The sequence below is a fragment of the Nocardia callitridis genome, from assembly GCF_039543305.1.
Taxonomy (GTDB): Bacteria; Actinomycetota; Actinomycetes; order Mycobacteriales; family Mycobacteriaceae; genus Nocardia; species Nocardia callitridis.
Genome location: NZ_BAABJM010000001.1, coordinates 1824210 through 1846655, shown reverse-complemented (window position 1 = coordinate 1846655; position 22446 = coordinate 1824210). Strand labels below are relative to the sequence as shown.

At 67.4% G+C, this 22446-nt stretch carries 18 protein-coding genes; 5 read left to right on the top strand and 13 right to left on the bottom strand.

Going from position 1 to position 22446, the window contains the following annotated elements; genetic code table 11:
- Positions 1-726: 726 nt before the first annotated feature.
- The 7 genes from ABEA50_RS07845 to ftsH all read right to left on the bottom strand — a co-directional run bounded on the left by ABEA50_RS07845 (position 727) and on the right by ftsH (position 9145).
- On the bottom strand, positions 727-3528 hold the full coding sequence (locus tag ABEA50_RS07845; protein ID WP_345494377.1) for a DUF6779 domain-containing protein: 2802 nt from the start codon (positions 3526-3528) through the stop codon (positions 727-729).
- Positions 3529-3598: 70 nt separating this feature from the next.
- Positions 3599-4078, bottom strand: coding sequence for a DUF3180 domain-containing protein (locus ABEA50_RS07840; RefSeq protein WP_345494712.1), 480 nt, complete (start codon positions 4076-4078; stop codon positions 3599-3601).
- Positions 4079-4080: 2 nt separating this feature from the next.
- Positions 4081-4650, bottom strand: coding sequence for a 2-amino-4-hydroxy-6-hydroxymethyldihydropteridine diphosphokinase (folK, locus tag ABEA50_RS07835; RefSeq protein ID WP_345494376.1), 570 nt, complete (start codon positions 4648-4650; stop codon positions 4081-4083).
- Positions 4651-4663: 13 nt separating this feature from the next.
- Entirely contained in the window at positions 4664-5101 is a 438-nt protein-coding gene (gene folB, locus ABEA50_RS07830; RefSeq protein WP_345494375.1) for a dihydroneopterin aldolase, read from the bottom strand.
- Positions 5101-5976, bottom strand: a complete 876-nt coding sequence (gene folP / locus ABEA50_RS07825; protein WP_345494374.1) for a dihydropteroate synthase — start codon at positions 5974-5976, stop codon at positions 5101-5103. Before folP ends, folB begins: the two co-directional genes overlap by 1 nt.
- 22 nt (positions 5977-5998) lie before the next feature.
- A complete protein-coding gene (gene folE / locus ABEA50_RS07820) occupies positions 5999-6580 on the bottom strand; it encodes a GTP cyclohydrolase I FolE (RefSeq protein ID WP_345494711.1) in 582 nt (193 codons plus the stop codon).
- Positions 6581-6751: 171 nt separating this feature from the next.
- Complete coding sequence (ftsH, locus tag ABEA50_RS07815) at positions 6752-9145, bottom strand: ATP-dependent zinc metalloprotease FtsH (protein ID WP_345494373.1); 2394 nt, start codon at positions 9143-9145, stop codon at positions 6752-6754.
- A 457-nt stretch (positions 9146-9602) separates the two neighbouring features.
- Between ftsH and ABEA50_RS07810 the strand changes: the two genes are divergently transcribed.
- Complete coding sequence (locus tag ABEA50_RS07810; RefSeq protein WP_345494372.1) at positions 9603-10550, top strand: hypothetical protein; 948 nt, start codon at positions 9603-9605, stop codon at positions 10548-10550.
- A gap of 72 nt (positions 10551-10622) precedes the next feature.
- Here the strand turns inward: ABEA50_RS07810 and ABEA50_RS07805 are convergent, their stop codons facing one another.
- On the bottom strand, positions 10623-11441 hold the full coding sequence (locus tag ABEA50_RS07805) for a DUF1266 domain-containing protein (protein ID WP_345494371.1): 819 nt from the start codon (positions 11439-11441) through the stop codon (positions 10623-10625).
- 126 nt (positions 11442-11567) lie between these two features.
- Between ABEA50_RS07805 and ABEA50_RS07800 the strand changes: the two genes are divergently transcribed.
- The 4 genes from ABEA50_RS07800 to ABEA50_RS07785 all read left to right on the top strand — a co-directional run bounded on the left by ABEA50_RS07800 (position 11568) and on the right by ABEA50_RS07785 (position 15750).
- Complete coding sequence (locus tag ABEA50_RS07800; RefSeq protein WP_345494370.1) at positions 11568-11846, top strand: DUF2277 domain-containing protein; 279 nt, start codon at positions 11568-11570, stop codon at positions 11844-11846.
- Between the two features lie 187 nt (positions 11847-12033).
- Positions 12034-13611: an aldehyde dehydrogenase family protein gene (locus tag ABEA50_RS07795; protein WP_345494710.1), complete on the top strand. Its 1578-nt coding sequence runs from the start codon at positions 12034-12036 to the stop codon at positions 13609-13611.
- Complete coding sequence (locus ABEA50_RS07790) at positions 13608-14450, top strand: SDR family oxidoreductase (RefSeq protein WP_345494369.1); 843 nt, start codon at positions 13608-13610, stop codon at positions 14448-14450. Before ABEA50_RS07795 ends, ABEA50_RS07790 begins: the two co-directional genes overlap by 4 nt.
- A 412-nt stretch (positions 14451-14862) precedes the next feature.
- Positions 14863-15750, top strand: coding sequence for a LysR substrate-binding domain-containing protein (locus ABEA50_RS07785; protein WP_345494368.1), 888 nt, complete (start codon positions 14863-14865; stop codon positions 15748-15750).
- Positions 15751-15759: 9 nt separating this feature from the next.
- Here ABEA50_RS07785 and ABEA50_RS07780 read toward each other — a convergent pair whose 3' ends face one another.
- The 5 genes from ABEA50_RS07780 to ABEA50_RS07760 all read right to left on the bottom strand — a co-directional run bounded on the left by ABEA50_RS07780 (position 15760) and on the right by ABEA50_RS07760 (position 22399).
- On the bottom strand, positions 15760-17124 hold the full coding sequence (locus tag ABEA50_RS07780; protein ID WP_345494367.1) for an amidase family protein: 1365 nt from the start codon (positions 17122-17124) through the stop codon (positions 15760-15762).
- A 137-nt stretch (positions 17125-17261) separates the two neighbouring features.
- On the bottom strand, positions 17262-17816 hold the full coding sequence (gene hpt / locus ABEA50_RS07775) for a hypoxanthine phosphoribosyltransferase (RefSeq protein WP_345494366.1): 555 nt from the start codon (positions 17814-17816) through the stop codon (positions 17262-17264).
- Between the two features lie 59 nt (positions 17817-17875).
- Complete coding sequence (gene tilS / locus ABEA50_RS07770; RefSeq protein WP_345494365.1) at positions 17876-19045, bottom strand: tRNA lysidine(34) synthetase TilS; 1170 nt, start codon at positions 19043-19045, stop codon at positions 17876-17878.
- A 755-nt stretch (positions 19046-19800) separates the two neighbouring features.
- Positions 19801-20946: a zinc-dependent metalloprotease gene (locus tag ABEA50_RS07765; RefSeq protein WP_345494364.1), complete on the bottom strand. Its 1146-nt coding sequence runs from the start codon at positions 20944-20946 to the stop codon at positions 19801-19803.
- A gap of 13 nt (positions 20947-20959) precedes the next feature.
- On the bottom strand, positions 20960-22399 hold the full coding sequence (locus tag ABEA50_RS07760) for a D-alanyl-D-alanine carboxypeptidase/D-alanyl-D-alanine-endopeptidase (RefSeq protein WP_345494709.1): 1440 nt from the start codon (positions 22397-22399) through the stop codon (positions 20960-20962).
- Positions 22400-22446: the final 47 nt, after the last annotated feature.

The window sequence follows — 22446 nt, the reverse complement described above, 5'->3', positions numbered from 1 at the left end:
GACGTTATATAAGCCGAGGATATCGGCCCGGCCGCGCACGGCGCCACGGGGGCCATCGGTGATCTGCGCCGCATCGATCGAGGAAGCCGATCGACAAGAATGGGCCGACGAGCGGTGAGTTCGGCGAAAACCTTCTCCTCGGCAGGGGGCGCCGCGCAGCGCACCGGCACCGACGGGCTGCGATCGGGCGGTCTCGGGCCGATCTGGTCGAGGACCTCGGAATCGGTCTTCGTACGCCGGCCGGATATAGAGGTGGGCGATATTGGTGGCCCGATAATCCGAACTGGGCTCATGGTCGACCCGCCATTCGAGACCGAACACACCGAGAGTGCCTGAAGCCGCCTCCCCGATGCGATTCGGCCAACCCTCCGAGCGCTTCCCCCAGGCAACCTGGTCGCTGGTTTCAGCGCATTGGCCATCAATGCCCTCATCGGGTGGGGCCGCTGGTGACGCGTCCCACGGTGGTGGCATTCGGGTACCCCGCAAACCGCGATGATGTCGAACGCGATCCGGCTTGTCAGGGGCAGCCGGTCCTGAGACGAGGGTATTTGCGAGAAAGTCGTGGACAGGCGCCTCCGAGTGGCAGATTCCCGCCTCGTTCCGGACCGTGATGACCGGGTTCGGGGCGAACCCGCTCGACCGCAGCGCGGAGAACGCATACGCGAATGCCACGGTTCGGGGAACTGGTCGCCCAGCATTCAACCGGTCGCCGAAACTCGAAGGGCCTCAGTTGTTGTTGACGTTCTCCTGGTTGTGATCCTGCTCGGGCTGGTCGTTTTTCTCCGACTGAAGATTGGCCATGATCTCGGCGACCGACAGCCGCCGGGTCGGAGAATCGCCGTCGTCGTCGGCCCTGCGCCGCCTGCGCGACCCACTGGCACTGACAGACTGCGGCTGCGGTGGCCGAGCCCGAGGAACCGGCGGAATGGACGTGGGGCGCCGCCGAGCCGGTGGTGCGTCGGCATGCGCCTCGGGCGGTGTCTCCGCGAACCCGTCCCAGCTCGTCGGCGTCGGCTCCGATGCGGACGGGGCCGGCGCAGGGGAACGCCCGGACTCGCTCGCTGGTGCTGGCGCCGTCTCGGTGGCTTCGGTCTGCGCTGGCTTCGCGGGAGCTCGCTTCGACTTGCCGTCGGCATTGGCCGCGGCGCCCTTCGCGCCACTCGTCGCCGCGCTCGCCTTGCGCCAACCGAGTCGTCGGCCGGTGATCTTGCGTGCGACAGACTTGTACTGGGTCGCGCCTGCCTCGTGACCTTCGGCTACCGCTGCCGAGGTGGTCTTCGGCTGCTCGTCATCGCTCGACGCCGCCGCGGGCGAACCTTCGGTCGCCCCGTCTGCTTCCGAAACAGTCTCGGCGGAAACGGCTTTCGCATTCGCCCTAGCCGAAGCCGCGGATCCCGACTGCTCGGCAGGCGTCGCCTGCTCGGCCCCGAGGGGTGCGGACGAGGTGTCCGCAGACGCTTGCTCGGCGGTCGGTGCCGGTGTGTTCGCACCGGCCGAGACGCCGCGTGCGTCGGTGCTGTCGGCGGCGGAGTTCGCGGCGCGCACGACTCGGGACGACCCCACAGCCTGCGTGGACGCTTCCGTCGGTGCGGCCTTGCCGGAGCCGGACTCGTCGGCAGACGACTCGGATCGGGGCCCGCCGTCCGCGGAACCCTGCACTGAAGACGCGGTGCGGACCTCGGCCTTCGACGCGGACTCTGTCGGCGAGTTCTTCGAAACCGGCTTGGCCACAGCGGAATCCGGGCGACCGGTAACGGACTCGCCCCGCTCCGAAGAGGATGGTTTCGACGTCTCGGTCACTTCGCTGCTCTGAGCTTCACCGCCGCTCTTGGAATCAGGTCGCGCGGACGCATCGGAGGCCACACCGCGCCGCACCGGCGGTTCGACACCCCGCTCAGCCGAAACCGACTCGGCAACAGCCGAATCCGTGGGGGCGGTGGTATCGATCGCCTGCGCGTCCGCGGCGGACGCGACATCGCCGGACGCTGGGTTGCCGGGACCGGCGTTCCCGGACGCAGCGTTCCCGGACGCAGCGTTGCCGGACGACGCGGCATTTACCGACGCGGCCGAACCGGTTGTCTTCGTTGTGGCTGCGGCGTACGCGGAACTTTCGCCGGCGCCCTCGGAAGCGGCCTCGCCAGACGTGAGGTTGCTCGACGCGGTCTTGCCGGACGCGGTCTTGCCCGACGTGGTTTTGCCCGACGTGGTTTTGCCAAACGCAGTCTTAGCCGTACCCGACGCGACCTCACCGGACACGACATCGCTCGACACAGCCTCGCCCGACGCGGCCCTGCCTGAAACCAGACCGTCGGGGTCGGCGCGCACGTCGCCGGTCTCCGTCGAATCCTGCGCGTCGGCGGGCGCATTCGCGACCAACTCGGTGGTCCGTCGCAGCGCAGCTTCGCCCGACGCGACATCGACCGGCGCAGCCTTGCCTGACGCCGTCTTGCCTGACGCTGCCCTGCCCGACGCTGCCCTGCCCGACGCCGCCTCGCCCGACGCCGCCTCGCCGGACGCGACATCGCTCGACACAGCCTCGCCCGACGCGACATCGCTCGACACAGCCTCGCCCGACGCGACATCGCTGGACGTGACGTAGCTTGACGCGGCTTTGCCCGACGCAGCGGTCCTCGACGCAGAGGTGCTGATCCCAGCACTGTCGGAGTCGGCATCGGGCTCGGCACTGTCGCGGTCAGCACTGCCGGAAGCGGCGTTGTTCGACTTATCGGATTCCGGCGTCACGGACTTCTCCAGCCCACCGGATCGGTCCCCCTTCGACGACGCCGACACCACACCGGCACCCTGCTGCTCGTCTCCCCCTTGCTCGGCGGCCCGCTTCTCGGCGACCAACTTCGCTTCGTGCGCATCGAGATCTTCGGTCGACACCACCGCGGTCTCGGCGGTAACCGGGTCGTCGGAGGGACTCGCGAACAGCGGGCGCTTCGGATGATCGGCGTCGTAGACCGGCGCGTCGGTGCTGTGCGATTGCTGGGTCGGCGGGCCGACGAACTCGTCAGCATCCGCCGAGCTAACGTTCGCCGGCTCGCCGGTAGAACTCGTCAGCTCATGAATTCGGCGCGCTTCGGCCCGCAACGCTGGCCGATCCACCGGAAGATCGCCGTCGAACAGCCGCTGCAAGCTCTGCCGCAGCACCATCAGATCGTCGCGCAATGCGGCGATCTCGCTCGCGTCGGCCCCGACTTCTCGACGCACCCGTGCTTCGAGGCCGAGTTCGTATTCCCGCCGGGCCGTGACCTCGCGCTCCAACTGCAACTCGTACACGGTTTGCAGGTCTCGGACCTTGGCCTTATCGATCGACGCGTCCTTGCGGTACTTGGTCGCGGCCAGGGCGCCGAGGACCGCGGCCCACAATGCCGCGACGAGACCGATCCGTACGAACTGGAGTCTGTCGCTGAAAACCAGGAAAAAGCTGGCAACCAAACCGAGCAGGATCAGCGCGCCGACGAATACTTTTCCCGCTTCTTCCCGTCGGCGACGGGAAGTGCTGCTACGGGCGGGTGAAACCATGGACGCCAGGGTAGCGTGATCAGCGCGTTCCGCCCAGATTCAGCCGTCCCGCTCCGCTCTCGTGGATACGCTATGTGGTTGCGGGATCCGCGGGATCGTCGGTGGGGTCCTCGGGGGCCCGGCAGCAGTACTCCAACCATAGGGCCGCAGCAACCAATGCGACACCCGCCAGCAATCCCACGATCGCCCCTGGACTGTCCGCCGAAGCCGCGTTCAGCGTGGATCGCTGCGGGAACACCCAGCACAGAAAGCCCAGCCACACACCGGCCGCGATCGAACCGACCTGCAACGACGCCTTCGCCAACGCCATGGCCCGTGCCGCGGTGATCGGATGCAACTGACGGCGACCAGCACCGATCTCACGGTCGTTGACCCGCGCCCTGATCAGGAATCCGAGCACCACCTCGATCGCGGCGACGGGATACAGCGAGGCGCCCGCGTACACCGAGATGGGCGGGAAGTTGCTGTAGGTCAGCCGCGTGGCTATCCACGCGGCCACCGCGGCGATCACCACATTCGCCACGAGATCCAGCACACGGGTCGGCTTCAACTTCACGGCGTCGACCTCCGTGGGTCCGCGCTCGCGTGCGCGGTGTTCGGCAGCAGAGTGAGGTCGGTCAGGTGCACGCCATCGCGTTCCTCGGCGTCCAGCCCGTCGAGCAAGGCGCGCACCGTGTGCGAGACACCGTCGACCTCCAAGGTCGCGTCGCGCTCCACCTCCAGCCACGGCACCAGGACAAACGCTCGACGGTGCGCCTGCGGGTGCGGCAGGGTCAGTTCCTGGTCGCTGCTGCGCGCCGCGACCAGCGTGCCCGCCCGCAGGTCGGCACACCACACCACATCCACATCGAGCGTGCGCGCACCCCAGCGAACCTCGCGCACGCGCCCGGCCCGTTGCTCCATCCGTTGACCGGCACGCAACCAGTCGAGGCCGCTGAAACCCGGATCATCCACCACGACAATGGCGTTCAGGAAATCATCCTGTTCGACGCCGCCCCACGGCGCGGTCGAATACACCGAAGACACCGCGACAACCCGGTCCGCGAAACCCTCGACCACCCCGCGCAGGTGCGCGAGCCGGTCCCCAAGGTTGGCGCCGATCGACAGTACCGCCCTGCTCACGAGGCCACCCCGCTCACGCGCGCACCTGTGCCCTGCGACGCCTGGTAACCACCCGCACGTCGGCGAAGGTGTGCGGAATGGGCGCCGACGGCTTGTGTAAAACCACTTCGGTTTCGGCGATCCTCGGATCTCCCAGCACCGCATCGGCGATCTCGCTGACCACGGTCTCGATGAGGTCGCGCGGCGGTCCGGCGACGATCGATACCGCGCGTTCGGCCAACTGCCCGTAGTCCACGGTCGCGGCCAAGTCGTCGGAGGCGGCGGCGGGACGAAAATCCACCCAGACCGTCAGGTCGACGACGAATTCCTGACCGTCGCGACGCTCGTGCTCGAAGACGCCGTGGTAGCCGAACACGCGCAAGCCACGCAGCTCGATCCGATCGAGCCGCGAGGTCTCCGGCGAAACATCCTGTCGCACATCGTGGTCGACAGAATTCCCAGCGTCACTCATCAACAATCTCCTCGCCTGCGGCGCCGACCAGCGCGCCGCCACGCGTCGGTGACGGAAATGGCGTCCAGCGAGGCACGCACATCGTGCACCCGCACCCCCCACGCGCCGTGCGCGGCGGCAAGCGCCGAGACGGTAGCGGTCGCCACTTCGCGGCCATCGGGTGGGCGCGGGCCCGCGTCGTCGGCGAGCAACCCGCCGAGGAACCGTTTCCTGGAAGCTCCGATAAGAATCGGCAGGCCGTTGGCCACCAATTCCGGGAGGGCGCCGAGCAATTCCCAGTTGTGTGCCGCGTTCTTCGCGAATCCCAGACCGGGGTCGAGGATCAGCTTGTCGCGGTCGACGCCCGCGGCGACCGCCAGCTCCACCTGAGCGGTCAGCTCGGCGAGCACTTCGGCCACCACATCGTCATAGTGCTCGGCCGGGCCGACGTGCCGATAGTCCGCGTCCGCGCGCCAATGCATGAGGATCCACGGAACGCCCGCCGTCGCAACGACTTTCACCATATGCGGATCGGCACGGCCACCCGAGACGTCGTTCACCACCGAGGCGCCCGCCGAGAGCGCGGCCTCGGCGACGGCGGCGCGCATGGTGTCCACGCTGGTCGGCACACCCTCGGCGACCAGCCCGCGAATCACCGGCGCTACCCGAGCCGCCTCCGTGCCCGGGTCGACCCGTGCCGCACCCGGCCTGGTCGACTCGCCACCGACGTCGATGATGTCGGCGCCCTGCGCGTGGAGCTCGACCCCGTGCGCGACCGCGCGCTCGGTATCGAGATAGCGGCCACCGTCGGAGAACGAATCAGCGGTGACGTTCACCACCCCGAACACGACGCAGGAACGACCGCCGCGTGCGGTCACACCTCCGTTTCCGGTCACGCGGTCTCGCTCACAGGTCGACTCACTTCCGCAGAATGAGATCGAGGGCTTCGGCGCGCGAGGACGGGCTCGATTGCAGAATCCCACGCACCGCGGATGTGGTGGTGCTCGCGCCCGGCTTCCTGATCCCGCGCATCGCCATGCACAGGTGCTCGGCCTCGACCACCACGATGGCGCCGCGCGGCTCCAACTTGCGCATGAGCGCGTCGGCGATCTGGCTGGTCAACCGTTCCTGCACCTGCGGACGCTTGGCGTACAGGTCGACGACGCGCGCCAACTTCGACAGTCCCGTCACCCTGCCGTGCCGACCGGGGATGTAGCCGACGTGGGCGACACCGTGAAACGACACCAGGTGATGCTCACAGGTCGAGTACAGCGGAATGTCGCGCACCAGAACCAGCTCCTGATGGCCTTCGTCGAAAGTGGTGTTCAGCACCGCGTCCGGTTCGACGTAGAGCCCGGCGAACATTTCCCGGTACGCGCGGGCGACCCGCGCCGGGGTGTCGAGCAGGCCAGGACGGTCGGGGTCTTCACCGACCGCGATCAGCAGCTCACGCACGGCCGCTTCGGCGCGGGCCTGATCGAACGCGGCGCCCGTCTCCAGCGCGACGGGCTCGTTGACCCGGTCCGGCGTGGGATCGTCTCGTTCAGCGACGCCCGAATCGGCGAGCGTGTCGCCGCCGAGGTGATGGTTGGTCGACAATCGAGGACACCTCCAAAATCCAGGGCGCCGCACTCTCTCCGCACCCAGATGGTCGAGCGTAATCGTCGCCGATCAGTGTCGACCGTTCGGACCGTCCCACTCGTCGCCTTCGCCGTCACCGCGCTGGTCGGCACCGTTGCGCAACGGGCGACCGTGCTCGTCGTATCCGGGGGCGTCGTACCCACGGCCCCCACCGCCGTAGCCGCCGCGATCGTAGCCACCGTCCTGCGGACCCCTCGGCTGCTGGTATCCGTGCCGCGGTGGCGGTGGTGGCTGCTGTTGACGTTCCTCACGCGGCGGCCAGCCCGGCGCCGACCAACCGGCGGGAGCGCCGTAATCCGGTCGGGAGCCGTGCGTTCCACCCTGCGGGTACGCGGGTGCGGGCGGCACCTGCTGGCCGGGTTGCGCGGCGGGCGGGTACCCGTACTGTGGCGGCGCGTCGTAACCGCCGTCCTGCGGATAGCCGTTGGCGGGCACGGACTCTCGCGCCCCCACACGCTTGGTGACGTCGACCGGTTCCGGCGGCCACGGCTCACCGCGTTCGGCCGCGAGCTCACCCGGAGTCTTGACCGGCGGCTTGTCCGAAGGCACGCGGTCGCCGAAGTCGTTGAACGCGGTGATCCTCGGCCGCTTGTCCACCGAAGCGAACAGCTCCTCCAGGTCCCTGCGGTGCAAGGTCTCGCGTTCCAACAACGCGGTCGCCAGGGTGTCGAGCACGTCGCGGTACTCGTTGAGGATCGCCCATGCCTCGGTGTGCGCGGCCTCGATGAGGTTGCGCACCTCCACATCGATCGCGCCGGCGACCTCGTGCGAGTAGTCCGAACTCTGACCCATCGACCTGCCGAGGAACGGGTCGCCCTGCTCCTGGCCGTAACGCACCGCGCCGAGGCGCGCGCTCATGCCGTATTCGGTCACCATCGCGCGCGCGATCTTGGTGGCCTGGTCGATATCCGAGGACGCACCGGTGGTCGGCTCGTGGAACACCAGTTCCTCGGCCGCACGGCCGCCCATCGCCATCACCAGTCGGGCGATCATCTCCGAGCGGGTCATCAGACCCTTGTCGTCCTCGGGCACCGTCATGGCGTGACCGCCGGTGCGGCCACGGGCCAAGATCGTCACCTTGTAGACCGGCTCGATATCGGGCATCGCCCATGCGGCGAGTGTGTGCCCACCCTCGTGGTAGGCGGTGATCTTCTTCTCGTGTTCGCTGATGATCCTGCTCTTGCGACGCGGGCCGCCGATCACGCGATCGACCGACTCCTCCAGTTGCTCGCTGGTGATTACCGCGCCGTTCTCGCGCGCGGTGAGCAGCGCCGCCTCGTTGATGACGTTGGCAAGATCGGCGCCGGACATACCGACGGTGCGCTTGGCCAGTCCTTCGAGGTCGGCCTCGGGTGCGATCGGCTTGCCCTGCGAGTGCACCCGCAGGATGGAACGACGACCGGCCAGGTCGGGGTTGCTCACCGGGATCTGCCGGTCGAAGCGGCCGGGACGCAGCAGCGCGGGGTCGAGGATGTCGGGGCGGTTGGTCGCGGCGATCAAGATGACGCCGGTGCGGTCACCGAACCCGTCCATTTCGACGAGCAACTGGTTCAGCGTCTGCTCACGCTCGTCGTGTCCGCCACCGAGCCCTGCGCCGCGCTGACGACCGACCGCGTCGATCTCGTCGACGAAGATGATGCAGGGACTGTTCTGCTTGGCCTGCTCGAACAGGTCACGCACGCGGGAAGCACCGACACCGACGAACATCTCGACGAAGTCCGAGCCGGAGATGGTGAAGAACGGAACGCCGGCCTCGCCGGCCACCGCGCGGGCGAGCAGGGTCTTACCGGTTCCCGGCGGGCCGTAGAGCAGAACACCCTTCGGAATCTTGGCGCCGAGTGCTTGGTAGCGCACCGGGTTCTGCAGGAAGTCTTTGATTTCGTAGAGCTCTTCGACCGCCTCGTCGGCGCCGGCGACGTCGGCGAACGTGGTCTTGGGCATGTCCTTGGACAGCTGCTTGGCCTTGGACTTACCGAAGCCCATCATGCCGCCGCGACCACCGCCCTGCATGCGGGCCATCACGAAGATGAACAGGCCGAGCAGGATCACCATCGGCAGCACGAACAGCAAGATCTGGGTGAACCAGCTCTCCTGTTTGACCACCGTGTTGTACTGCGCGCCCGAGTTCTTGACGGCGTCGAAGACCTGTCCCGAGGTCTCGCTGCCGCCGGGATACTTCGCGATGATCTTGTCCTGACCACCGGTCGCGTCGTTGCCGGCGTTCAGCTCGATGCGCAGCTGCTGCTCGCGATCATCGATCTGGACGTTCTTGACGTTGGCCTTGTCGTCCAGCTGACTCAGGGCGACCGACGTGTCAACGCTTTTCCATCCGCGCGTGTCATTGCCGAAGTAGCTGAACGCATAGATCACGACCAAAATGGTCGCGACTATGGCCAGGGTGCGAAACACAGTCTTGCGGTTCATAGAGCGTCGGCCGGTCGGCCAGTCCTTTCCGGTGTCTCCGGGTCTTGCCTAGCGATGCGTCGGGCAACGGTGATCAGGCTCGATGCCACGTGGTTCGACGTCTTTTCTCACCACTGTCTCACCCTGGTTCGAGCGGCTCGGACGCGGATATGCAACGTTACCGCCTACGGTCTGTTCGATACATCGCGCAGTTCAACTGCTGGTGCAGTTAAAGAAGTAAACGGCCGACGAGCCCCGGTGGTTCCCGAACCCTTGCGCGAACTCATCGACCCGGCTTACCTCAAGTAGGCACAATCATGGCATGCACGGCCTATCGTGAGCGACGACACAACACCGCGGTGCGAGCAATAACCCGCAGCGCGGTAGCTTGCGTAGCCGTAGCCCCGTAATTTGGTGGCCACGGCAAGACCCCGCAGGACCCCGGATAGACCGCACATCCACTCAGAGCGCAGGGGGTATGGACATAGTCGAGCTACGAACACCCACAGCCATCGTGCGACACGGTCAAGGGCGATTGATCGTGCTGCGACCGGGTTCGGACGGAGAGCGCGTACTGGACGTGCCGGTGACCGATCTACTCAAGGTTCGGCTGCACCGCCGCGCCGACGACGCCGTCGTGATCGAGATCTACCTGCGCTACCCCACCCCCGTACTCACCGGCGTCCCGGCCGACCGCACCCCGTTACCGGTGCTGATCGACGAGACCGATGTTCCCGCGGCGACGAAAATCGTCAACCGGATCAACGGCCAGATCTTGGCGACCCAACGCCTCGATGTCGCGGCGCCCGATCTGGAACCGCCCGACCCGTCCTGGGGCAAGAACGGGCCGACGAGAGCCGACGTCGACCGTGCCGTGCGCAGGATGACGAGTAATCGCGCGGCCAAATCCGCCGTCACCGCGTTGCATCGGTACGTGACGCCCGAGGAATACGTGCTGGAGACGGCCGTCGCTCGGGCGCGCCCGCCCGCGGGCAGCGGACCGGGCCTGCTGGCCGCGACCACGGGGCGACTGTTGTTCATCTCGATCGATGACGACGACCGCTACGCACACGAACTGCCCATACCCACCGTCCTGTGGGCGCGCAGCACCAACGGTGGCGGGCGTGCGCCCGGCGAGGTCGACACGGGGCGTGGCGAACCGGGCATGGATGTGCACGACGGCAACACCACACTGCGGTTCACCGGTACGGATCGTGCCGACACCGAGCGCGTGACCTGCGCGGTGAACTTCGCGGTGCGCCGTGATTCCGCCGACGGCGCCGCTGGCTCGGCCGATCCCGGTGTGGCCCAGCTGTATTCGGAGTGGGAATTGCTGGTCGAGCGGCACTCGCTCGGCATGGTCGACGACGCGCAGTTCCAGCGCTATGGCAGGGGCATCCTTCGCTCCCTGCCCGACGGCAACTGACTTCGAGCCCACCATGATCCCGACGGGCACACGCCCGTCGGGATTTCGGGTCTTTCGCGGTGGTCGGGCGCGTCAGTGGTTGAGCGGGACCCTTCGCCACGGGCTGGTCGGCCGCATCCACAGCCGCAGCAGCTCCATCCGACGGTCGACGCCGCCGTTCTTCAGTTCCGCGAGGTCTTCGCACGCCTGCCAGTAGGTCCATCCGGTGAGGTAGGCGTCGCCGAACTGCCGCCAGTTCCGGTATTTGGCCTGTGCGATCGGCAGCGCCCGTGCCAGGTAGGTCCATGCGACCTCGGCGTCGACGTACCCCGCGGTGAAGGACATGCGCGCCACGGCGACCACCCGCGCGAGGTCCCACGCGTGAATATCGGTGGGCAACGGCCGCGCGAGGTGGTCGGTGAAACCGATCTTGATCGCCTGCGACCAGATGTCGTAATCGCGGACCAACGACTCCGGATTGTCCATCCCCCGAAACGACCCGACCTGGCGTAGGAACGCGCGCTGGCGATCGGCGCGCTCACCGAAGCGGTCTCGTTCACTGGCGTTGATCGAGGCCATCACCAACGGGTGGACCAGGGCGTAGAGCGGGGCGTGCATGCCTTCGAGTAGTTGTTCCATCGAGGCGCGTGCCTCGGTGCCGTCGGTGATTCCCCACGCGCCGGTGAGCGTGTCGATGGCCAGTTCGCGGCGATCGCCGAGCGGATGTTCACGCTCGGGGCCGAGCAGCAGCGCGTCGTGGAAGGCATCCCAGCGCGCCGAGTAGAACGCACCGAGTCCCAGTGCGCGTAACTCTTGGTCCGTGGCCGCCGCCCCGGACCAGTGATCTTCTTCTCGCTTGTCCAGCTCGTCGTAGGGAAAGGTCGTCAACGTGGGTACACCGCGCGCAGCCATGCCACGATTGTTCCTCATAGACCCCGGTATGGCCGGTGTTTCTCCGGCATGGACACAGGCTGTGGGCGGCGCATCGTGGATTCGTTTGCCCTGCCGGGGGCGGGGATGTGGGGCTAGTGTTTGTCCATGTGTAGAAACATCACCGTCTTGCGTGGTCTGGAACCTGCCGCAACCGAGCAGGAAATCTATGCCGCCGCACTGCAATACGTGCGCAAGGTCGGTGGCGTGTCGGGCCTGAGCTCAACGACCAAGGCCGCCGTCGACAAGGCCGTCGCCACCATCGCGGAGGCGACCACCGAATTACTGGCGGAATTACCCGATCGAAGGGTGCCGCCGAAGTCCGAGCCGCCACTACGCAGGATCGCGGCCACCGATACCGGGGAAACCACCGAACAGCTCAACTGACGGGTGCCCGTTCCGGCCCAACCGGACGGAATAGGCATTCACATAACGACCACTGAATCGGCGAGACAAATCTCATCTGACTGTGTCACGATCATGGCGACGTGGCCCATTCCAGCTGGGTTTGGACGTCGCAGCACACAACGTCAGTGGGAGAACAGCAGTGGCCGAAGCCGAAACCACGATCAACATCACGCAGAAGGGTTCGGTCACAGCCTCGACCGCGCGACCGGACGGCCCCGTGATCGAGGTGCGCAACCCCGGCACCGGCGAAATCGTCGGCGCGGTACCGGATTCGGACGCCGACGCGGTGACCGCCGCCGCCCGCCGACTGCGCGAGCACCAGCGAGACTGGGAAGCGATCGGCCCTGCGGGCCGCAAGGAATGGTTGCTGAAGCTGCAGGACTGGCTCATCGACAACACCCAGACCCTCGGTGACGTGGTGCAGAGCGAGACCGGCAAGCCTCGCGTCGACGCGCTCATCGACCCGCGCTTCTCCATCGACCTGATCGGCTATTACGCGCGCAGGGCGGAGAAGTTCCTCGCCGACGACCACCCCGCACCACACAGCCCACTCGGCCGGGTCAAGAAACTGACGACGGTATATCGGCCCTACCCGGTGGTCGGCATCATCACACCGTGGAACTTCCCGCTGGCCATGCCCGCCCTCGACGTGATCCCCGCGCTCGCCGCTGGCGCAGCGGTACTGCTCAAGCCCTCGGAGGTGACGCCGCTCTCGGCGCTCGAATTGGCAAGGGGCTGGGCCGAAATCGGCGCGCCACCGATCTTCGAGGTGATCACCGGCGGCGGCGCGACCGGATCCGCCGTCGTCGCGGTGAGCGACTATGTGCAGTTCACCGGCTCGACCGCGACCGGGCGCAAGATCGCCGCCGCCTGCGCCGAGCGACTGGTCCCCTACAGCCTCGAACTCGGCGGTAAAGACCCCGCGATCGTGCTCGCGGACGCCGATATCGACCGGGCCGCACACGGCATCACCTTCGGCGGGCTGTTCAACTCCGGCCAGGTGTGCATCTCGGTGGAACGCGTGTACGTCGAGGCGCCGGTCTACGACGAGTTCGTGGCGAAATTGACCGCGAACGTCAAGGCTCTGCGCCAGGGCCTCGACGGCCCCGAGGGCGCACACGACGTGGGCGCGCTGGCCAACGAGAGCCAGGTCGAGATCGTGCAACGCCACGTGGACGAAGCCGTTGCCGCCGGAGCCACCGTGCTCACCGGCGGCAAACGCACCGGCGTCGGCACCCTGTTCGAGCCGACCGTGCTCGTCGACGTCGACCACACGATGTCGTGCGTCACCGAGGAGACCTTCGGCCCCACCTTGCCGGTGATCAAGGTCGCCGACGAGGCGCAAGCCGTTCGGCTGGCAAATGATTCGCGCTACGGACTGTCGGCGTCGGTGTGGACCGGCGACAAGAAACGCGGCGAGCGGGTGGCACGCGCGCTGGAGGCGGGCGCGGTCAACGTCAATGACGTGTTCAGCAATCTGTTCAATTTCGCACTCCCCATGGGCGGTTGGGGCGAATCGGGAGTCGGCGCGCGCTGGGGCGGTGCGGACGGGGTGCGCAAATACTGTCGCCGTCAGGCGATTACCGTGCCGATCCTGCCGACCCAGCAGCGAGAACTGATCTGGTTCCCCTACGACCCTTCGAAGCTGCGCTTGGCCTTCGGCGCGATGCGCGCGGCGGGAGCGCGCGGGCTGCGCCGCGTCGGGATATCGGGGACCGCCACCACCCAGGGAGTCGCCAAATGAACGGACACACGGCGGTCAACGGCAAGGTCGTCGTGATCACCGGCGGTGCGCGCGGGATCGGGCTGGCCACCGCGACCGCGCTGGCGGCGCTCGGCGCGCGCATCGCGATCGGCGACGTGGACGAGACGACGGTGAAAGAGACCGGCACCGCACACGATTTCGAGGTGTACGGGCACCTCGACGTCACCGACGCCGCCTCGTTCGAGCAGTTCCTCGACGAGGTGGAGCGCACGATCGGGCCGATCGACGTGCTGATCAACAACGCGGGCATCATGCCGACCGGAAAACTGGTCGACGAACCGGACCAGGTGACCCGCCGCATTCTGGACATCAATGTCTACGGCGTGATCCTCGGTACCAAGCTCGGTGTGGCCAGGATGCTGCCGCGCGGGAGTGGCCACATCATCAATATCGCGTCGCTGGCCGGTGAGACGCATCTGCCCGGCTTGGCCACCTACAACGCCAGCAAGCACGCCGTGCTCGGCTTCACCGACACCCTCGGCGAGGAGTATCGAGGCACCGGTGTGCGGTTCTCCTCGGTGCTGCCGACGCTGACCAACACCGAACTGCTGTCGGGCGTGCAGTCCAAGGGGGTGATGCGGGCGGCCGAGCCCGAGGACATCGCCGCCGCCGTCATCGGGTTGATCGCCAAACCCAGAGCAAAGGTGCGGGTGACCAAGCTGGCGGGGTTCATCTCGCAGGCGGTCGGGTTGCTGCCGCAGTCGGCGGGTGACGCGCTGGGGCGCGCGCTGGGATCCGGGCAGGCGTTCCTCGGCGACGTCGACGCCGAAGAGCGCAAGAAGTACGAGCGGCGAGCGCGCGGCGAGCGGGCCGACTGACACCGTGTGGACATCGAGACCGTCCGCGCGCAGTGCCCCTTGACAGTGTCGTTCGAGCCCAATTATGGGTCGTGACAAACGATTTTGTGACCAACCTCACCGCATGGATTTTTGCTATCGATCGCCGCCGTCAAGGCCCGATTCCGCCCCGATCGGCAATCGCGAGGTCGCGGCCATGATCGGCGCATCGATAACGGCGAAGTCACGGCACACACCGACCGACCAGCGGGTAACAAACCTCGGCACAGAATCCAGCACACGCGCCGGGTCTTTGACCGATCGATGGTGCGCACCACCATGACAGGCAATATGCTGTTGCTTAACAAACCTGCTGAATGTTTTTATGCTCGTATCCGAACCTTCCGGTCTGAAATGGCTGGAAATTCCGGACTGATTCTGATAGCAAGGGGCTATGGACCCGCATTTGCGCGACCTGCGGTATTTCGTCGCCGTCGCTGAGGAACTGCACTTCACCAACGCCGCCCAGCGGCTGCACATTGCCCAACCCACGCTCTCCCGACAGATCCGTCAGCTCGAACGCCAGCTCGATGTCGTGCTGTTCGATCGCAACCAACGCAGCGTCGCACTGACCGTCGCCGGCAAGGAACTGCTCGACGGCGCACGCAGGATCCTCGACCTCTGGGCCGTCACCAACTCCTCGCTCCAGGAAGCCGGCGAGGTACTACGCGTCGGCATCCAATCCGCCATCGGTCGCGGTCTGCTCAACGACCTGGAAAGCGCCAGCGGCCACCGCCTCGCGCTGCACCCCGCGTCATGGAACGACGCCTCCAGCGGCCTCGCCGGACGCCAAGCCGACCTCGCGCTGGTCTGGCTGCCACTGCCGGACCAGAACCGCTACCGCTGGCAAGTCCTGCGCACCGAACAGCGCTGGGTGCTGCTCCCCGAAACCCACCCGCTCGCCGCCGCAGAGACCATCGACTTCAGCGACCTGCTCGACGAACAATTCGTCGCACTCCCCGCGGAAGCCGGTGCGGTACGCGACTTCTGGCTCGGCAACGACGCACGCAACGGACGCGCCCCGAAGATCGGCGCCGAAGCCGCGACCCCGGAAGACAAGCTGGAGGCGGTCAGCCTCGGACTCGGCGTCTGCCTGCTCGCGGAGAACAACGTGCCGATGTACCGGTGGCCCGGCCTCACCGCGCGCCCCCTCACCGGCCTCGCACCCTGCGAGCTGGCCGTCGCATGGCGTGCCGACGATTCGCGACCGACAATCCTCGAATTCGCCGGGCGGGCGACCGACGGCGGATTCGCCGTCATCGAGCCCGCGATCAGCGCCTGACGGCGGCGGTCACGACCGCACCGGCGCCGCCAACTGCGCGGCCAACCGGAGGACGGTGGATTCGCTGCCCGGCGGCCCCGCGAGCTGCGCGTGGGTCGCGATCGGGAACGCGGCGCCCCGCGAATCACGCATCGGGACCGTCGCCGAAGGCCAGCCGGCCGCCCGCCACATCGGCGCCTCGGGTGTGAATCGGAAAGTACTGTGCGACAACGGGATTTCCGCACGTACCGGCGCCGACACGGGGGCTATCACCACGTCGTAGCGCTCGAAGAGTTCGAACAGTCGCGCCTCGGCGCGATCGACCCCGCCCGGTGGGGCGTCCGTCGCGTGCCGGAGAAAATCGTCGACCACGCGTCGGCACCGCACACGCAGCTCGAGCCGTTCGGCAAAGTTTCGGAAGGACCCCGCGTCCTCGTCGGCTGCCTCGACTTCGGAGCTCGATAGTCCTGTCCAGCGCACCAGCACCGGCAGCAGGGCATCATCGGCCGGTAGGTCGACTCGTTCGACCCGGTGGCCCGCCGCCGCGGACGCAGCGCCCGCCGCGTAAGCCGCGCTCGTCCAACGCCGGTCGACGCGAAAGAAGCGGGACGGCGGGTTGACGGCGAGACCGATACGTAGTCGGCCGGGCGGATCGACCTCGGCCAGGTTCGCCTTTCCCGCGAGCACCGAAAGCACCATCGCGGCATCACCGACCGTGGCCGACAGCACGCTGTGGCCACGGGCCGCTCCCGCGTACCGCGACACGAGATCAGCGCCCGGCGTCATCGCGAAAACGCCGCCGACCATGCCGGTTCGATAAGAATCCAGGCCAGGATCGCCGTAGGCGACCGGGAACAACCCCCGCGCCACCGACCTACGAGCGGTCCGTACGCCGATGCCATCGTCCGCTTCGGGAACAGTCGCGACCTCGACCAGCACCGCGCCCGCCGCCCGCAATACCTGCGACGCCACGTCATCGAACACCGAGCCACCGGGTTCGGCCTTCGGTTCGACCGCTATCGGCACCCCCGCCAGCGGCAATGCGTCGAGATCGGGACGCAGAGCGGTCTCCGTCGCTGCCGCCCGAGCCCGGTTGACGCGAACAACGCCGAGCCCGTGCGGTTTACGACCGTCTTCGGCGACTGCGGCAAGAGTTCGCTCCAACACCCGCACCGGATCGGAGGTGCCATCGCGTACCCCCGCGGCGATCGACGCGACGGGACCACGGGTGTGCTCGGCGGCTGCCGCATCGCAAGTCGGCGTTTCGGACTCACCCGCTGGCAGTCCAGGGTTCGACTCGAGCGCGGATCCTGATGCTGTCGTGGCGCGCGGCCGGTGTGCGGTGAATCTCGTTTCGGCCGAACCGTGTACGAACGCCGTGTCCTCGTCGGGCATATGCTGGTCGTCCCCCGTCGCGTCGGTTGTCGAAAGCGGGTGATCGAAGCTGCTGAGGCGCAAGCTATCACTCGAACCGATACCGACCGGCGAGTACAACGGGTGTCGCCGGAATTACCCGCGAGACCCCGCGAGACTCAGCCGCCATAGACCTTGGGGTCGAGGGTGCCGATGTAGGGCAGGTCGCGGTAGCGCTCCGCGTAATCGAGGCCGTAGCCGACGACGAACTCGTTCGGAATGTCGAAACCCACGTGCGAGACCTCGACCTGAGTGCGCAACGCGTCCGGCTTGCGCAGCAACGTCACCACCTCCAACGAGGCGGGGTTGCGGGTGGATAGGTTGCGCTGCAACCACGAGAGGGTGAGACCCGAGTCGATGATGTCCTCGACGATCAGCACATTGCGCCCGGCGATGTCCTTGTCCAGATCCTTCATGATCCGCACCACCCCGGACGACGAGGTGGACGACCCGTAGGACGAGACGGCCATGAACTCCATCTGCGTCGGAATCGGGAGCGCCTTCGCCAGGTCGGTCATGAAGAAGATCGCACCTTTGAGCACGCCGACCAGCAGCAGGTCGCCCTCGGGTGAGCCGGCGGGATAGCGCTTGGCGATGATTTCGGCCAGCTCGTTGGTCTTGGCCGCGATCTCCTCCGCGGTGATCAGTACCGAAGCGATGTCGTCCCCGTACACGTCAGCTGGTTTCCCTTCGCGTGGCTTCGCTCCCGAGCGACCGAACACGGTTTGTGCCATCAGCCGGTGCGCAAACGTAGGGTCAGCCTGCCATGCTCCCGCGCGGCGACCAACCTCGCCTCCGCGGTTCCGCCGCCGACGGCGACCCCACCCTGGCCACGCCAATCGGTGACCAGCGCGTCGACCGCGCGTAAATGCTTGTCGGTCAGCGCTTTCGCACCACCACGCAGCAGCCACGACCGGATCGCCCTGCGACGAAGCGCGGTGGGTGCGGTGCGCAATATCTCGATCGACAACGTCGCGTTATGGGTGTGTGCCGCACCGTGCGCTGGCTCTTGCGGAGAAGCCGGGTCCCGCAGGCACGCGTTGGCGTCCGCGGCGTCCGGCCCGACCGACGGCACCGCGCCGGTGGTGACCTTCGATTCCGGCGACTCGGCTGCCGACGTGCGGGCGCTGTCTACGACAGCCGCCACCAGCAGCTCTTGCGCCAATGCGTCGAGCACCGAAGCGTCCTCGCGCAGGTGTTCGGCGGTGCGTGCGAGCGCTGCGGCCACACCACCGCCCAGCGCTTCCTCCAGCAGCGGCAGCACTTCGGTGCGCAGCCGCACCCTGGTGAACTCCGGCGAGGCATTGTGCGGATCTTCGTACGGTCGAATACCGAGATCGACGCAGAACTGTCGGGTCGTGTCCCGACGAACATCGAGCAACGGACGACCCCACGGCGGCACGAACACCGCCATCCCGTGGATCGAACGGCCGCCGGAACCGCGTGCGAGGCCGAGTAGCACGGTCTCGGCCTGATCATCCAGGGTATGGCCGAGTAGGACCGGCAAGCCCGAACGCGCTACGTCGAGTGCCGCGTAGCGCGCCTGCCGTGCCGCCGCCTCCAGTCCACCGTCGGTGCCGACGCGTACGGTCAGTACCCGCGCGCAGCGACAGCCGAGCCGCATCGCCGTCGCGGCCGCCGTCGCGGCGACGGCATCCGAACCAGGTTGCAAACCGTGGTCCACGACGAGCGCGTCCACCGTGTCGGCCTCGGCCACCGCGGCGGCGGTCAGTGCCAGGGAATCGGCGCCGCCGGACAAGGCCACTGCTACTCGTCGCGTATCGGCGCGAGTATGCAGGTTCAGCCAGTCTCGGACAGCCCTGCGCATCAGCAATGCGGCTGAGGTCTCCGGCAGTGCGCCTGGGGAGTGGGTTTGGGGCGGGGTGTGTGGCGCGCCGTCCATGCTGGGAGCGTACCGAGGGGTGGAGGTGGGTTCGCGTAGAGGCGACGCCAGGGTGAGTGGGGGCTTGCGGGGGTGGCCCCAACGTGTGGAGCTGCGCGGTAGGCGGCGGTGCAGGCGGCAGGGCAGGCGGCAGGGCAGGCGGCAGGCGGCAGGCGGCAGGCGGCAGGCGGCAGGCGGCAGGCGGCAGGCGGCAGGCGGGGTGATACGCGGGGGCGAGGATCTCCTCGCTGTGTTTTTTGGCGGCTGGCGCCGCGTGGTTCGCGGCCCTGAGTCTCGCTGTTGAGTACCCGTTTCTTGCTCCTGCGTCGCCTACGAAACGGGCACTCAACAGCGAGACGGCCGCGAACTTACCGTGCCGGTCTCGCTGCGCTCGGAACACGTGTTTGGGCGGCTCGTAGGGAGGGTTGAGTTGAGTTCGGGTGGTGAGGGTTTCACCGGATACCCGGAATTGAAGGTGCTGTGGTGATCTTCGGGCGATCGTGAATGTGCTGTGGCCGTCTCGCTGCGCTCGGAACACGTGTTTCAGCGGCTCGTGCGGAGGGCCGAGTTGAGTTCGGGTGGTGAGGGTTTCACCAGGTGCCGGGATGTGAAGGTGCTGTGGTGATCGCGAATGTGCTGTGGCGGTCTCGCTGCGCTCGGAACAGGTGTTTGGGCGGCTCGTGGGGGTGGCTGGGTTTTTGGGGTGGTGAGGGTCTACCGGGTAGCCGACTAGCCGGGTGGTGGGGTTCGGGGTGTGTCGTGGTGAAGGTGGTGGGTCAGCCCAGGACTCGGGATATCCAGCGGGAGGGGGTTTCGATTTCGTCTGTGCGCGGGAGGGTTTCCGGGTCGCGCCAGACGGTGTTGAAGTTGGCGATTCCCACCTGGGTGACCACCTCGTCTACGAAGGCTTTGCCTCGGACGTACTGGGCCATCTTCGCGTCGACGCCCAGCAGCGCGCGCAGGATGCGTTGGACAGGGTTGGTGGGGCGTTTGCGGCGTTGATCGAAGGCGGCGCGGATCTGCTCGACGGTGGGGACTACCGCGGGGCCGACGGCGTCCATGACGTGGTCGGCGTGGCCCTCCAGCAGTGTGCCGAGCATCAGGAGGCGATCGAGGGCCTCGCGCTGCTGCGGTGGCTGACTGGCACGCAACAATCCGACGATGCCGCGCGTGGACGGGTCGTCGGCGCCGGTGCCTCGGCGGCGGTCGCGGACCTCCTCGACCAACCGGGTGAGCATCTCGTGCATCGGCTCTTCACCCACCTCGCCGAGAACCTCGACATTGCCGCGCATGTAATCGGCCAACCACGGCGCCGAGGAGAACTGCACGCGGTGGGTGACCTCGTGCAGGCACACCCACAATCGGAAATCGCTGGGCGAAACGCCGAGCGCGCGCTCGACCGCCACGATATTCGGCGCGACCAAAAGCAATTCGCCGTCGTCGCCGGTGAACGGGTCGTACTGACCGAGGATCGCGGTGGAAAGGAACGCGAGCATCGCGCCCGCCTGCATGCCCGCCGGTTTGCCGGCGAGCAACTTGCCTTCGCCACGATCGCCGTCGGTGCCGGTGAGTTGGGCCATCGAACCGGCGGCGGCATCGATCCAGCCGCGACGGTCGACGATGCGCGCGGTGGGGATGGGCTGGTCGTCGAGGAGCCCGCTGACTTCCCTGACCGGTCCCTCGGCGCGCACGGAGGCATCCGCGAGCTCGGCGACGGCTTGTTCGGCCGTGTACCGGGAGGTACGCGGACCCGACGGCACGAGCGCGGCACCGGTCTTCGCCGCCAAACGCCAGTCGACGACACCGGTGAAGACCGATCGCTCCTTGCCATGCTCGGCCACCTCGGCGCCCGACGACGTGTCGACCTCGGCGGTCACGGAACCGGTTTCGCCACCGACCCGATCGGATTCATTTCGGCCCATAGTCATCCACCCGTCATGAGCATCCACAGTTACGCAGCGTGCCGGCGATCGCGTCCAATGCCGGCCTGCTCACCTCCGGCGGCCGATCGTTCGACATCAACGCGAAGGTCAGCACCCGTCCATCGGCGTCGAGTACATATCCGACCAACGCGCTCGACACCGACAGAGTTCCGGTCTTGGCGCGCACCCATCCCGCGCCCTGATGGTTGTCGGTGACGTAGCGCTCGGTCAGCGAGCCGGTCGCACCCGCGATGGGCAGGTCGTCCAGAATCGGTGAAAGGGTTACCGCCAAAGTGTCGGTTTCCGGCTTGGCTTTGGTTCCGGCCGGCTGTACCGCGGTCGTTCCGTTCGGCTCCGCCGCAGTCGCGATGATCTTGTTCAGCACGACCGCCGGAACACGGTCGTCGACCGACAGACCGCTGCAATCGTGCATCTGCACCCCGGACATGTCGAATCCGGCATTACTCAACACCGCGTGCACCGCATCGACCGCGCCGGTGAACGACGCCTCACCACCGGTCGCGGTGGCGACCTCCCTGCCGATGGCCTCGGCGAGCACATTGTCGGAGTGCACCATCATGTCGTGCATCCGGTCGCGCAGCGTCGCCGAACGCACGCTCGCGACCTCCGCGGCACCGGGTTGTGCCTGCGCCTCACGCACCGCACCGGGGTCGAGGCCGAGGTCGCTGGCGAGGCGTCGACCGGCATCGAGCGCGGGCGTCGTCGTGCGCGGCGAGTATTCGACCAATGGTTCGAGCCGTCCGCCGTCGACCATCACCGACTCCATCGGCAGGATCGAACCACCCTCGATGTCGATCGGGTCCCAGCCCTGCGCCATGGTCGGGCCCGCGTACGCGGAGTTGTCGACCAGAATCGTGTCGATGGGCCTGCCCGATTTCTTGATCTGATCCACCAGATCCGACAGCCGACCGGCATCGGTGTAGTACCCCTTGCCGTCGGGCTGCGCGGTGAGCGTCGGGTCACCGCTACCGACCAGCACCAGTTCGTTCGGTGCTTGCCCCGCAACGACCTTCGTACTCACCCGCTCGTCGGCGGGCAGCGTGAGCAGTGCCGCGGCAGTCACCATGATCTTCGCGGTCGACGACGGGATCATGGGCTTGTCCTCGTCGCCGCTCCACAGCACCGTCGAGCTGCCCGCATCGGTCACCTGTCCCGCGAACGCCCCCAGGTCGGGATTCCCGATCACCTTCGACAACGCGTCGGTGACGCCGTCCTCGGTGGGCGCCATCGCGTTCGAACGCGCGGGCACCACCTCGGGCACCGCGGTGACCGGCGGCGGAGGCGCGGCGACGGTGAGTCCGCCGTGCCGAAATTCCGGAGTCCACGGCTTCACCACGAGGGCGGCCGCCGTGGCACCGACCAGCAGGACGACCAGGGCGCCACCGCACCCGATCCAGACCCTGCGCCGCCGCCGCGCAGCCAAGTCACCGATGTTCTTGTTGCGACCAAACACGTGCCTGCCGTTCTCCTGCCAGAAGT